Origin of the sequence: Rhodococcus sp. NyZ502, assembly GCF_041464245.1 — a bacterium.
Taxonomy (GTDB): Bacteria; Actinomycetota; Actinomycetes; order Mycobacteriales; family Mycobacteriaceae; genus Rhodococcus_F; species Rhodococcus_F qingshengii.
In genome coordinates, this window is record NZ_CP167155.1 from 459,909 (window position 1) to 473,536 (window position 13,628).

Annotated in this window: 13 protein-coding genes; 11 read left to right on the forward strand and 2 right to left on the reverse strand. The window is 62.9% G+C overall.

Annotated features, from left to right (window positions below; genetic code table 11):
• Positions 1-13: 13 nt before the first annotated feature.
• The 11 genes from ACBG85_RS02185 to ACBG85_RS02235 all read left to right on the forward strand — a co-directional run bounded on the left by ACBG85_RS02185 (position 14) and on the right by ACBG85_RS02235 (position 11,649).
• Positions 14-592 carry a MaoC family dehydratase N-terminal domain-containing protein gene (locus ACBG85_RS02185; RefSeq protein WP_054188606.1) on the forward strand — a complete coding sequence of 193 codons (579 nt, stop codon included), beginning with the start codon at positions 14-16 and terminating at the stop codon, positions 590-592.
• Positions 589-1,017 carry a Zn-ribbon domain-containing OB-fold protein gene (locus ACBG85_RS02190; RefSeq protein ID WP_054188605.1) on the forward strand — a complete coding sequence of 143 codons (429 nt, stop codon included), beginning with the start codon at positions 589-591 and terminating at the stop codon, positions 1,015-1,017. The genes ACBG85_RS02185 and ACBG85_RS02190 overlap by 4 nt, the downstream gene beginning before the upstream one ends.
• On the forward strand, positions 1,014-1,427 hold the full coding sequence (locus tag ACBG85_RS02195) for an acyl dehydratase (RefSeq protein WP_030535712.1): 414 nt from the start codon (positions 1,014-1,016) through the stop codon (positions 1,425-1,427). The genes ACBG85_RS02190 and ACBG85_RS02195 overlap by 4 nt, the downstream gene beginning before the upstream one ends.
• The gene (locus ACBG85_RS02200; RefSeq protein WP_372026035.1) at positions 1,424-2,605 is read left to right on the forward strand and encodes a lipid-transfer protein; all 1,182 of its coding nucleotides are present in this window, start codon (positions 1,424-1,426) and stop codon (positions 2,603-2,605) included. The genes ACBG85_RS02195 and ACBG85_RS02200 overlap by 4 nt, the downstream gene beginning before the upstream one ends.
• Before the next feature lie 32 nt (positions 2,606-2,637).
• Complete coding sequence (locus ACBG85_RS02205; protein ID WP_075831915.1) at positions 2,638-3,846, forward strand: DegT/DnrJ/EryC1/StrS aminotransferase family protein; 1,209 nt, start codon at positions 2,638-2,640, stop codon at positions 3,844-3,846.
• Between the two features lies 1 nt (position 3,847).
• Positions 3,848-4,702: an SDR family NAD(P)-dependent oxidoreductase gene (locus ACBG85_RS02210; RefSeq protein ID WP_372026038.1), complete on the forward strand. Its 855-nt coding sequence runs from the start codon at positions 3,848-3,850 to the stop codon at positions 4,700-4,702.
• Positions 4,699-5,829, forward strand: coding sequence for a steroid 3-ketoacyl-CoA thiolase (locus ACBG85_RS02215; protein WP_372026041.1), 1,131 nt, complete (start codon positions 4,699-4,701; stop codon positions 5,827-5,829). Before ACBG85_RS02210 ends, ACBG85_RS02215 begins: the two co-directional genes overlap by 4 nt.
• A 27-nt stretch (positions 5,830-5,856) precedes the next feature.
• Positions 5,857-8,067, forward strand: a complete 2,211-nt coding sequence (locus tag ACBG85_RS02220; protein ID WP_372026044.1) for an acyl-CoA dehydrogenase — start codon at positions 5,857-5,859, stop codon at positions 8,065-8,067.
• Between the two features lie 17 nt (positions 8,068-8,084).
• A complete protein-coding gene (locus tag ACBG85_RS02225; RefSeq protein ID WP_047271591.1) occupies positions 8,085-9,290 on the forward strand; it encodes an acyl-CoA dehydrogenase family protein in 1,206 nt (401 codons plus the stop codon).
• A gap of 1 nt (position 9,291) precedes the next feature.
• Entirely contained in the window at positions 9,292-10,419 is a 1,128-nt protein-coding gene (locus ACBG85_RS02230; RefSeq protein ID WP_372026047.1) for an acyl-CoA dehydrogenase family protein, read from the forward strand.
• Positions 10,420-10,485: 66 nt separating this feature from the next.
• Entirely contained in the window at positions 10,486-11,649 is a 1,164-nt protein-coding gene (locus ACBG85_RS02235; protein WP_047271595.1) for a low temperature requirement protein A, read from the forward strand.
• A 6-nt stretch (positions 11,650-11,655) separates the two neighbouring features.
• On the opposite strand, the gene ACBG85_RS02240 is transcribed toward ACBG85_RS02235, so the two are convergent.
• Positions 11,656-12,369 (reverse strand): type 1 glutamine amidotransferase, encoded by a 714-nt coding sequence (locus ACBG85_RS02240; RefSeq protein WP_075831925.1) that lies wholly within the window; start codon positions 12,367-12,369, stop codon positions 11,656-11,658.
• A complete protein-coding gene (locus ACBG85_RS02245) occupies positions 12,362-13,615 on the reverse strand; it encodes a MurT ligase domain-containing protein (protein ID WP_003943457.1) in 1,254 nt (417 codons plus the stop codon). Before ACBG85_RS02245 ends, ACBG85_RS02240 begins: the two co-directional genes overlap by 8 nt.
• Positions 13,616-13,628: the final 13 nt, after the last annotated feature.

A 13,628-nucleotide genomic window follows, 5' to 3' on the forward strand; every position in this document is an offset into this window, starting at 1 on the left:
ACGGAGGATTTCAGTGCAGAGCCTGCAGACGCAGTTTCCGAATTTCATCGGCGCAGAGGCCGAACCACCCCGCGTCGCCCGCTACGCCGTCAACGAGGCGATGATCCGCAACTGGGTCGAGGCGCACGACGACCGCAACTCGATCTACGTCGACGCCGAGGCCGCCCGCAGTACCGGTCGTCGAGACGTCGTCTGTCCGCCCGCCATGATCTCGACCTGGGTGATGGCGGGTTACCGACGTTATAGGCAGGTCCAGCAACTTCGTGCCGACGGAGTCTCCGAGGACTTCGCCTATTCACGACTGCTGGCGCTGTTGGACGAGGCCGGATACACCTCCGTTGTCGCGACCAACGTCGAGCAGGAGTATTTCGCGGAGCTGAGCCCCGGTGACCACGTCACCGCGCATTTCACCATCGAAGCGATCTCGCCGTTCAAACAGACGGCTCTCGGTCACGGGTGCTTCATCACTCTGTTCAAGAAGTACGTGGACCAGGACGGAAAGACGCTGGTCGAAGAGCGCTTTCGACTGCTCAGATTCAAACCAGATGCCCAGACAGATACCAAGCCCGAAGCCCAGGAGGTAATCGCATGAGCGAGACTGGCTCCCGCCACACCGCGGTGCCGAGACTCACCGTCACCGACGACAACGATTTCTTCTTCTCCGCGGCCAAAGAGGGTCGCCTCGAGATCCAACGGTGTGCGGATTGCAAGACTCTGCGCCACCCGCCAGCGCCCGCCTGCCCGGAATGCCGCTCGTTCAGTTGGGACACAGTCGAATCCACGCGGCGATGCACGTTGCACAGCTTCACGGTCATCCATCACCCGAAGGATCCTGCTTTCGAGTACCCACTCGCCGTCGGACTCGTCGATCTCGAAGAAGGCACGCGTCTGGTTGCCGACATCGCGGGGATCGATCACGAGGAACTCGACTTCGGCATGGAACTCGAAGTGACCTTCTCCGAGCACGCTCACGGCGAGATGCTGCCGCAACTGAGGCGACGGGGTTCGGTGCAATGACGAAACTGATTGACTGCGAAGTGGGTTCGGTCCTCCCGAGCCTCGAATTGCCGTTGGATCGAACGCTGATCGTCGCCACCGCGATCTCTTCTCAGGATTTCGAGGACGTGCATCACGATCCGGGCAAGGCCCAGGATCGCGGAACTCCCGACATCTTCATGAGCATCAACACCACCAACGGGCTCATCGACCGCTACATCACCGACTGGTCCGGCCCGGCATCACGGATCGTCAAAACATCACTACGGCTTGGTGTTCCGAACTTCCCCGGAGACACCATGACATTCACCGGCAAGGTCACCGCCACAGACGGCCGGGCGCTCACCGTGACGGTTCTCGGGAAAAACGCCCGCGGAACACACGTGACGGCCGACGTGACTCTCGAACCGGTGGAAAGGGTAATCGCATGACACGAGGATTTTCGAGGCAAGCAGCCATCGCCGGAATCGGCGCAACCGAGTTCTCCAAGAACTCCGGCCGCAGCGAATGGCAGTTGGCGTGCGAATCCGTGATCGCCGCACTCGACGACGCTCACATCGAGGCAGAAGAGGTGAACGGATTTGCGCTGTTCACCATGGAGAACAATCCCGAGATTGCGGTCGCACGCGCCCTCGGGATCCCGGAACTGACGTTCTTCAGTCGAATTCCACACGGCGGCGGCGGTGCCTGCGCACCGGTTCAACAAGCAGCGCTTGCCGTCTCCAGCGGAGTTGCCGACGTTGTGGTCGTCTACCGCGCCTTCAACGAAAGATCCGGTCACCGATTCGGCGCCGGGCCGCCACCTTTTGCGTACAACGCGTCGACGGACCAGGAGTATCGGAACTGGATCAACCCGTACGGGCTTCTGACCCCGGCGCAGCAGGAAGCCTTCCTCGCCAAGCTGTACATGCACAAGTACGGGGCAACAAGCGCCGACTTCGGCCAGGTCTCGGTCCTCTCACGCAAGCATGCGGCGAACAACCCCAAGGCCTGGTTCTACGAACGCCCGATCACTATCGAGGACCATCAGAACTCACGCATGATCGCTGACCCCATCCGCCTGCTCGACTGCTGCCAGGAAAGTGACGGCGGACAGGCGCTGGTCATCGTCAGTGCGGAGCGCGCCCGCGACCTGCCGCACAAACCTGCGGTCATCAGTGGCGCTGCGCAAGGTGTAGGTCCGCAACAGATTTCGATGAGCAGCTACTACCGCGACGACATCGACAGCATGCCGGAAGTCGAACTCGTGGCGCGCCAACTGTGGGACCAGGCCGGTATCGGGCCGGACGACATCGATGCCGCAATTCTCTACGACGCCTTCACTCCGATGGTTCTGCTTCAACTCGAGGAGTACGGATTCTGCGGTCGGGGCGAGGCAAAAGACTTCATCGCCGACGGCAATCTCGAGCTGGACGGTCGCCTGCCGATCAACACCCACGGCGGTCAACTCGGTGAGGGATACATCCACGGCGTCAACGGTATTGCCGAAGGTGTTCGCCTGATCCGCGGCACCTCCACCAATCAACCGACCAAAACTCTGGACAACGTGCTCGTGACCGGCGGCTCTCCCGTCCCGCACAGTGCGCTCGTCATCTCGGCAGATCGCTGAATCTGCCGCCTATTCGAGAAAGCAGGAACAAGATGAGCGAGCGGATCACCTACGCCAGGGCCACCCACGGCGAGGAAGAAATACAGGCTGTTGTCGACGTCTTGCGCAGCGGGCATCAAGGATTGCGCATCGGCAAGAACGTCTTCGAGATGGAAGAACGTATCGCGGCCTTGGCCGGCAAGAAGTTCGGCGTCATGTGCAACTCGGGATCCTCGGGTTTGTACTTGGCAGTCGAGCTGCTCGGACTGCCTGCCGGCAGTGAGATCATCACGTCGCCGTTGACGTTCTCCACCGACATCGCACCGATCGTGCGTGCCGGTCTGGTGCCGGTGTTCGTGGACGTGGAACCCAACACGTTCAACGTCGACGTCACCAAGATCGAAGCCATGGTCACCGCGAAGACCGGTGCCATCCTGATGCCGAACCTGGCCGGCAACTGCCCAGACTGGGACGTCATCCGTGATATCGCTGATCGCCATGGACTCAAGGTGATCGAGGATTCGTGTGACGCGATCGGCGCCACGCTCCGCGGTACTCCCACCGGGTCTCGGGCGGACATCGTCGTCACCAGTTTCTCGATGGCACACATCATCACGTGCGCGGGAACCGGTGGAATGGTGTGCGTCGACGACGAAGCCAGCCGTGACAAGGCTTTGCTGCTTCGCCGCTGGGGCCGTCGTAGCGAGCCGAACCTGTTCGGCAGTACCAAGTCCGGCCGAGTCTTCCGTGAAGAACTCGACGGCGTCGACTACGACAACGACTTCATCTTCGAGCTCATGTCGTGGAACTTCGAGCCCTCCGAACTCGGCGCAGCTTACGGCGTCGTGCAGCTCGACAAGCTGGAACAGAACTACAAGACGCGTAAGGCAACATTTGCGGCCTTCTCGGCGGCATACGGCGCCCACCCTGAATTCTTCACGACGCCGGTAGAACTCGACGGTCTCGACACGGCGTGGCTGTGTTACCCGGTGATGATCAACGAGAACGCCCCCTTCACGCGCAGCGACCTGCAGGAAGCCATCGAGGCCGACGGCATCGACACCCGAACCGTGTGGAGCGGCAACGTCACTCGTCACCCCATGATGAACAACATCGAATTTCGCCAGCCGGCCGAAGGTTTGCCGGAAGCGGACGCAGTTTTTGCCCGCGGCATGACACTCGGCATGAGCCACGGTTTGCGTGACGACGAAGTTGCTCGGATTGCGGAGAGCATCAATCGCTTCGCCGCGAAGTTCAAATAGCATGACGAGGCGCTTTGACGGCCGCCGAGCGCTTGTCACCGGTTCCAGTCGCGGAATCGGTGCGGGCGTCGCGGAGCGACTGGCAGCGGAAGGTGCCGACGTCGCTCTCGTGGCTCGGACGCTCGGTGCACACGCAACCCTGCCGGGCAGTCTCGAAGAGACTGCGGCTCGAATTGCCAAGTACGGAACCAAAGTCGAGATAGTTGTCGCAGATCTGACGGACGAGCAGCAGCGCGACACCGTTGTGCCGCTGGCGATCGAGAAGCTTGGCGGGACTATAGACATCCTGGTGAACAACGCGGCAGCGGCGATCTATCAGCCGCTCTCGGATTACCCACTGCGGCGGCGACGGTTGATGTTCGAGGCAAATGTCCATGCACCGCTCGATCTGATGCAAGCCGTGGTGCCGGGGATGGTGGCAAACGGACATGGCTGGATCGTGAACGTGTCCAGTGGCACCGTCAAACCGTGGCATGGCCCGCCGTTCACGTGGGTCGAACCGGGAACTGCCATGACCGTGTACGGCGCCTCCAAAGCAGCGCTCAACAGGATGAGCAACGGCATGGGCGTGGAGCTTTACGGCCAGGGGGTTCGCGTCAACACGGTTCAACCGCGGGCAGCGGTGCTCAGTGAGGGCGCCAGGGTCCTGGTCGGTGAGACTATCCGGCCGGATCAGGTCGAATCTATGGAAGAAATGGTGGAAGCGGTCACAGCGCTGTGTGATTGCGACACCGAGTTCACCGCGCGCTCGAGCGTCAGCTTGGACCTGATCGACGAGTGGTCCCTTACCGTGCGTGGTCTGGACGGAACGGCATTACCGGAGAACCCGGCATTACGAACCGAGGAGTTGGCATGAAGCCCGTCATCGTGGACGCAGCACGAACGCCGTTCGGCAAGCGTGAGGGTTGTCTGTCCGGAGTCCACGCGGCGGAACTGTTGGGTTATGCGCAGAAAGGCGTGCTGGATCGGGTGGGCGTGGATCCTGGCGCGGTCGACCAGGTCATCGGCGGCTGTGTGACGCCTCTCGGTGAGCAGTTCGGAAACATCGTGCGTACGTCCTGGATGCATGCGGGCCTTCCGTTGAAAGCGGGCTGCACCACGATCGACGCGCAGTGCGGAACCGCGCAGCAATCGGTGCAGTTGATTGCCGGGCAGATTGCCATCGGTGCAGTCGACGTGGGTGTGGCGTGCGGTGTGGAACTGATGTCCCGCGCTCCGTTGACGTACAAGGTGGGTACCGGCCTCGGAACACCACGTCCGGAGTCGTGGTCACTCGATACCGTCGATCAGTACACCGCGGCCGATCGGATTGCTGTCAAGCGCGGTTTCAGCCGCGAGGATCTCGACTCCTTCGGGCTGCGCTCGCAGCAGCGAGCCGCAGCAGCATGGGAGGCAGGACGCTTCGACTCGCACATCATCGATGTGGTCGCTCCGGGCTCTGACGCTCCGGTCCATCGGGATCAGGGTCTGCGCGAATCGAGTCTCGAAGGACTCGCGAAACTGCGGACCGTTCAAGAGGGCGGATTGCACACCGCTGGAACGTCTTCGCAGGTCTCGGACGGTGCGAGTGCCGCTCTACTGATGTCCGAGGATCGAGCCAGGATGCTCGGCGTGCGGCCGCGGGCAAAGATATTGGCGCAGTGCGTCATCGGCGGAGACATCGAGTTCATGCTCGACGGTCCCGTGGACGCGGCAAACATCGTGCTCGGCCGCACCGGTCTGACGATCGACGACATCGACCTGTTCGAGGTCAACGAGGCATTTGCTTCGGTACCGATGTCGTTCGCGCAGGTTCACGGCGTCGATCCCGAATTGCTGAACGTCAACGGTGGTGCAATCGCACTGGGCCATCCGGCCGGTGCAACCGGAATCAGACTGTTGGCCAATGTCATCGACGAACTGGAGCGCCGGGACAAGTCCATCGCACTGATCGCGATCTGCGCGTCCGCCGCAACCACCTGCCTGATTCTCGAACGCATCTGACAAGAACCGAAGATTGAGGAACCTGCCATGGCACTGCCCCTGCTCGAAGATCACCGTGACCTGGCGGAAGCGGTAGCCGCATTCGCGAACCGCTTCGGTGGAATCGCCGACACGCGCAGCAACGTCAAGCGGTACGCCGCCGGTGATCGGCCGGACTCGTGGGATGGATTGGTCCGTCAGGGACTGCACGCAGTGCACCTGCCGGAGCAGTACGGCGGTGACGGGGCAGGTCTTGCCGAACTGGCGGTGGTAGTCGAGCAATTGGGTGATGCGCTTTACCCGGGACCGTACGTTCCGACGGTCATCGCCAGTGGGATCCTCGCAACAGCTGCCGGCCCGGCTGCGGAATCAATGCTGATCGAATTGGCTGCCGGTGCAACCGGAGCAGTCTGCACCGGCGTGGGATTGCGCGCGGCTCGCAGCGATGCAGGGTGGACCGTGAGCGGTTCTGCCGACCCGGCTCTAGGTCTACCTGGAGCCGATGTCGTTCTCGTGCAAGCGAACAGCGAAGACGGCGAGTTGTGGTTCCGGCTCGAGCAGTCGTCTTCCGCTGCGGTGGAGGTCGAAGACGGAGTGGATCTGACACGCTCGATCGGGACGCTGACGTTGACCGATCACAAGGTCGACGCTGGGCTGATCGTCGAGGGTCTCCAGGCGCACCGAGTCGAACTGATCGTCAACACGGTGTTGGCTGCGGAGGCGAGCGGTATCGCCGGGTGGGCGCTACGCACCGCGGTCGACTACGTGAAGTCCCGGCAGCAGTTCGGCCGTCCGGTCGGAAGCTTCCAGGCAGTTCAGCACAAGGCGGCCATGATGCTGGTCCGCTCCGAGATTGCCTGTGCCGCAGCGTGGGACGCCGCTCGGTCCGAAGAGCACGACGAGGATCAGCACAGACTTGTCTCGGCTCAAGCTGCGTTGGCCGCTTTGCCCGTCGGCATCGAGAACGCCCTCGAATGTGTCACGTTGCTCGGCGGAATCGGATTTACCTGGGAGCATGACGCGCATCTGTACTGGCGCCGGGCAATCAGTATCGCTGCGGTGGCGGGATCCGAGGTGAAGTGGGCACACACGTTGGGAGACCGGTCCGCCGATTCGGAACGGGATTTCTCCTTTGTCGACCCGGACATGCTGCCGGAACTACGAGAGCAGGTTCGCAGGGTTCTGGACGAGGTTGCGCTGCTGCCCGACGACGGAACCACCAGCGCCAGTTGGGCGCCGGCCAAGGGGAGTGCTCGACGCGCCCGATTTGCCGACGCCAAACTGGTAGCCCCACACTATCGGGCGCCGTACGGGCTGGGAGCAGGACCGAGAGAACAGGCCGTCATCGCACACGAATTCGCGATGCGAGGTTGGGCTCAACCGTCCACGGTGATCGGGGAATGGGTGCTGCCCACGATTCTCGAACACGGCAACGCCGAGCAGCAGGACAGGTTCGTCGAGCCTTCGCTGCGCGCCGACATCATCTGGTGCCAGCTGTTCAGTGAGCCGGGCGCGGGATCAGACCTGGCCGGTCTGAGCACGAAAGCGCGCAAGGTCGACGGTGGCTGGGTCCTGTCGGGTCAGAAAGTGTGGAACTCGGGCGCGCACGAGGCCGATTGGGGAGTATGCCTGGCGCGTTCCGACGCCGACGCTCCGAAACATCGTGGGCTGTCGTACTTCCTGGTCGACATGACCTCGAAAGGCATCGACGTACGTCCGCTGAAACAAGCCACCGGTAAGTCGGAGTTCAACGAGGTATTCCTCGACGACGTCTTCGTCCCGGACGACTGCCTGGTGGCGGAGCCGGGGCAAGGGTGGAAGCTTGCTGCGACAACGCTGTCCAACGAACGCCTGAGTATGGGCAGCACGCTGCACCACGGTTCGAGTCGGCTGTTCCGTCAGGTTATTGCCGACGCGAGCCACGACTGCCCTCGCGAAGACGCAGTGGAAGGCCTCGGCCGCAGTATCTCTCGTGAGTTGGCACTGTCCGCGATGAATCTACGCGGGGTGTCGGCGCGACTGGCGGGTCAGGAACCGGGCTCCGAGATCAGCGTGTCGAAGGTGTACAACGCCCTGGCGCAGCGTGAGGGCTCGCGGGATCTGTTGCGACTGCTCGGACCTCGTGCCGCCGTTGTCGACCCGTCGGCGAATTACGCGATAGACCACATCGGACTTCCCTCGATTCTGTTCGGCGGCGGAACCGTCGAAATTCAACTCAACGTCATCGCGCAGCGCGTACTCGGCCTGCCGCGTTCGTAGATCTTAGGAGTTTCACCATGTACTTGGATTTGTCGGAGGAGTCGAAGACTCTGCGCAAGGAATTGCGGGCGTACTTCGCGGAGATCATCAACGACGAAGACCGCCGTGCTCTCGTGGATCAGACCGAAGGCGGCCCCGTCTTCGATCGCATTCTGCGCCGAATGGGTAAAGACGGTTGGTTGGGCTTGGGGTGGCCGGAGGAATTCGGCGGTCGGGGTGAGAACCCCGAAGCTCTGTACGTGTTCTACGACGAAGTGATTCGCGCCAATGCGCCGCTGTCGCTGGTCACGCTGAACACCGTCGGACCCGCTCTGATCAAGCACGGGACGCAAGCTCAGAAGGACTTCTTCCTACGTCCGATCCTGGCGGGCGAGTTGATCTTTGCCATCGGCTACACCGAACCCAATGCGGGCACCGATCTCGCGGCCCTCGAAACACGCGCCCGCATCGAGGGTGACGAGCTTGTCATCAACGGCAACAAGATCTTCACCAGCGCCGGTGTGTTTGCCGACTGGGTCTGGCTTGCCGTTCGCACCGATCCCGACGCGCCTACGCATCAGGGCATTTCCGTGGTCCTGGTACCGACCAGCTCGCCGGGGTTCTCGGTCACCGAAATTCATACCGTGGGCGGAATCAGCACTTCGGCAACCTATTACGAAGATGTTCGGGTGCCGATCACCAATGTCGTCGGTGAGCTCAATCAAGGGTGGAAGCTCATCACCAACCAGCTCAACCACGAACGTGTTGCCCTGGCGGCACGCGGTGGTATAGCCAACGAGCTCTTTGCCGAGGTGGTCGAATGGGCAAAGACCGAACCCGCCGGTGACGGCCACGTCTACGACATCGGCTGGGTACGTGAGAAATTGGCGGAAGTCTACGCGCTGCTCAGTGCTGCCGACCTGATGAACCTACGACTGGTGGCGGACGTCGCCGCCAACACCTTGGGCGGCGGGGATTCGGCCGCGGCCAAGATCTTCGGTACCGAAGCTGTCGTCAGTGCGTACGGCATGCTGCAGGAAGTGCTGGGCGCCAAGGGCTTACTGCGCCCCGGCACACCCGGAGCGGTATTGGAAGGGCGAGTCGAGAACCTGGGTCGACGCGCCCAGAACAACACCTTCGGCGGTGGTACCAACGAAGTGATGCGTGAAATCGTCGCCGCAAAATGTCTGGGCATGGCGCTTGCTGCGCGTCGCCGGCCCGCTGCACAGAACGAAAAGAGCTGACATGGAATTCGAATTCGACGACAACTTGTCCGCCGTGCGGGATCTGAGTGAATCGATCTTCTCGGCGAAGTCCGGAGTGGACCGCCTGCGGGAAGTGGAGGGCGCCGGCGGTTTCGACGCCGAACTGTGGAAGCTCCTCGCCGACTCCGACGTTCTGGGAATTCCTCTGCCAGAGGAAGTCGGGGGAGCGGGACTCGGAATGCTAGGCCTGGCAGCGGTGCTCGAACAACAAGGCCGCCGGGTCGCCCAGGTGCCGCTCTGGTCGGTGATTTCGACGGCAGCGCTGCCGATTGCCGAGTTCGGCAGTACGGAGCAGAAAGCGTCGTGGCTTCCGGGACTGCTCGACGGCTCGGTGATCGTCACCGGCGCCTTCGACACCGGCTACAACGCCGAGACGGCAGTTCGCGCCGAGCCGGCTCCTGACGGCTGGGTTCTGTCGGGCCACGTCGACTCCGTACCGGCCGCCGAGTTCGCTGCCGCACTGGTGGTTCCGGTGACGATGCCGGACGGCAGTGTCACCGTGATGATCGTGCCGACGGACCGGGACGCGCTGGTGCGTACACCGCTTGCGGTGACGAACCGCGAGAGCAACAGCGCTGTGCAGTTCGACGGGGTTGCGGTTACTGCAGCTGACGCACTTCCCGCGGACGGCGCGGTGGTTCGAGACTGGACGTTACGACGTGCGCGGGTCGCTCTGGCGGCCCTGGCTACCGGCGTCTGCGAGGAAGCGCTGGCGATGACGGCGAAATACACCTCCGAGCGAGTGCAATTCGGACGTCCACTCTCGACCAACCAGGCAGTTGCCGTCCGGGCCGCCGACGCGTACCTCGACACCGAGAGCACAAGATTGACCACCCACCGCGCTGCCTGGCTGATGGACAGCGGAGTCGAGAGTGAAGCGGAAGCAACGGCGCTGGTCGCCAAATGGTGGGCGTCGCGCGGCGGTTTGCGCGTGGTGCACGCGACCCAGCACATGCACGGCGGAATCGGCGCGGATGTCGACTATCCGATTCACCGCTATTTCCTGTGGGGACGGCAGATCGCCTTCACTTTGGGGAGCGCGGGGGCGATAGGCGCCGAACTCGCCGATCAGTTGGAGATCCGAGCCCAGATCGGGGCGTCGGCGTGAATATCTGAGACGACAGGTTCCAGTCACGGGCAGCGCGCCGGCAATCATCGCGCTACTCTGCCCTTCGTGAATCGCACCAGTTCGTTCATCAGGCCGTTGGTTCCGCGGGACCCGCACGAGCCGCACCGGGTGGCGACGCCGCTCGAACTGCTCACCGACCTCTGCTTCGTCGTGGCGGTCGCTCAAGCGGCCACCGGCCTGCACCACGCGATCAGCGAAGGGCACGCGGCTTCGGGCGTCGGGCACTTCGCGATGGCGTTTTTCGCGATCTGGTGGACGTGGCTGAATTTCACGTGGTTCACCTCGGCGTACGACAACGACGACGGAATCGCCCGGCTGCTGACCATATTCCAGATCCTCGGATCGCTGGTCCTTGCAGCCGGCATCGTCCGCTTCTTCAACGACGACGCCCTGCTGATCATCGTCGGCTACGTCATCATGCGAATAGCCCTGGTCATCCAATGGCTCAGGGTCTCGCGGAACGACCCCGAACATGCGCTCACGGCGCGTCGATACGCTCTCGGAATCGTGTTGGTCCAGATCGGTTGGATCGGTTTCTACTTCGTGCCGTCCGCCGTTTACGTCCCGACGTTCCTGGTGTTGGTTCTGTGCGAATTCGCGGTACCGATCTGGTCGGAGAAGCCGGGCATGACGCCGTGGCACCCGCATCACATCGCGGAGCGGTACTCGTTGTTCTTCATCATCGTTCTGGGCGAGACGATCCTTTCGACCACCATCGCGATCCAGGACGCGGTCGACGGTGAGCATCCGGCAGCGCAGGTCACCTACGTCGTGATCGGCGGCATTCTGATTGTCTTCAGCCTGTGGTGGTTGTACTTCCAACGCAATGCAGGCGAAGTGATCGGCGGTGACAACGTCTCACCCTTCGTCTGGGGGTTCGGTCACTACTTCATCTTCGCCGCCGCTGCCGCCATCGGTGCGGGGTTGGCCTCGCGCGTCGACTTCTGGACTCATCACGGTGACGGCAGCGCGTTGGTGACGGGTGCTGCCGTCACCGTTCCGGTCGCGGTCATCCTTGCCGCCTTGTGGTTCATCCACATTCGACTACACGACTCCTCGGTACGCACCCTCGTGCCGTTCTCGGTCGCGATAGTCGTCGTGCTCGGTGGTACCTACACCGCGGTGCCCGAGCTGGTCGCGGGACTGGCCTGCGCCGCGCTGTTGGCCGTGGAACTGATTCTGACCGAGGGCAAATCCGAAACCGTCTGAACCTGGTCAGCGAATCGCGAGTCGCTCCTTGCGGAGCCTGTCGACCTCGGGCAGATGCAGGGGTTCAAGCTCGTTCACACCCAAGGCGCGCATGAGCAGGAGGTCCGCGAGTTCGGGGTTGCGAGCCAAAGCGGGTCCGTGCATGTACGTCCCGATCACCGAACCCTGCACGACGCCTTCGAATCCGTCGCCGACGCCGTTTCCGACACCATGGGTGACACGTGCGAATCCAGAGGCTGAGCTACCCAGAGTTGTTCCGCCGCGGTGATTCTCGAAACCTGAGAGGGGCGCGGTGAGTCCGTCGATCAGCGGCTTCGTGATGACTTCGCCGATGGAACGCTTCTCCTGCGGCGAGGTTGTGACGTCGAGCATCGAGACACCGTCGACGCGTTCGCCGCTGGAGGTTTCGTACCAGTTGCCGAGCACCTGAATGGCCGCGCAGATCGCCAGAACCGGTGCGCCACGCTCGGCGGCACGTTGCAGACCAGGGTATTTCGCGAGGTGACGCGTGGCGAGGCGCTGAGCAGAATCCTCGGCGCCACCCAACGTGTACACGTCGAGCGAATCGGGGACCGGATCGCTGAGGGTGATGTCCACGATTTCGGCGTCGTAGCCGCGCATCCGCAGACGCTGACGCAGGATCAGGGCATTGCCGCCGTCGCCGTAGGTGCCCATGACGTCGGGGAGTACCAGACCGATGCGAACTGTCGAGTCAGACATTGCGAGACTCCTTCGCGATGGCAGTGTTGAGGTCACGGAAGGCCGTGTAGTTCGCCAGTACCTCCACACGTCCGGGAGGGCAGGAAGCGATGGCGCGCAACGGGTCCGGGTCGAGAGTGTGCTCGACGCCCGCGTACGTGAGGCGAACTGCCAGATCTGTTCCGCGTTCACCGGCGGCCACTACCTTGACACCTTCGAAGTGCTCGAACTTCACGTCCCACAGCCAGGAGAGGTCCTCGCCGTCCGGCACCTGACCGTTCACCGCGATGACCAGACCGTCCACCGTGGGATCGATCATCGACAGCGCTTCCTGCCAGCCGGCGGGATTCTTCGCGAGCAGCATGTGAACGGAGTGCGGTCCGACCTCGACGGTGCTGTATCGACCTGCGACTTCTTGAACCGTCGATGCGGCGGCAACTGCCCCGACCGGATCTGCACCCAAAGCCGCTGCAGCCGCTACGGCCTGAGCTGCGTTGCCGCGGTTGGCTTTTCCGGGGAGGGTCAACGTCATCGGAATCTTCAGGCCGTCGGGGCCGTAGAGATTGTCGTCGTCGAGCCACCAGGTCGGCTCGGGCCGCGCGAAGTCGGAACCGGTACTGCGCCAGTGCTTTCCCTCCCACACGATGGGTTCGCCGGTGCGCGGGCAGCTGACGGAATCGCCGGCCCAACCGCCGCCGGCAGCAACCCACACGACGTTGGTGGCGTCGTATGCCACGGAGGTGACCAGTACGTCGTCGCAGTTGGCGACGATCACCGCATTCGGATGCGCGTTGACGCACGCGCGCAGTTTCCGTTCGATCATGTTGATCTCGCCGACCCGGTCGAGTTGATCGCGGCTGAGGTTGAGCAGCACGATCACTTCCGGGTTCACGGCGTCGGCTACGTGGGGGACGTGCAGTTCGTCGACCTCGAGTGCCGCCAGCGTCGCATCGGTACGGGCGGCCAGAGCGGCAACGATCCCGGCATCCATGTTGGCGCCGTCGGCCTGGGTCGCGACGTCACCGAGTGTGGCGAGCGCTGCAGCGGTCATACGCGTGGTCGTCGACTTGCCGTTGGTGCCGGTGACCACGACGGTGCGCTTGCCGCGTCCGAGCTGAGTCATGAGCGTCGGGTCGATCTTGAGGGCGATCAGCCCGCCGATCATCGAACCCTTGCCGCGACCGGCCTTCTGCGATGCCCAAGATGCTGCTGCGGCAGCTCGCATGGCGAGCTTTCCGCGCGCTGTGATCGATAGTCCAGTTCCCACGGCCCGAGTTTGG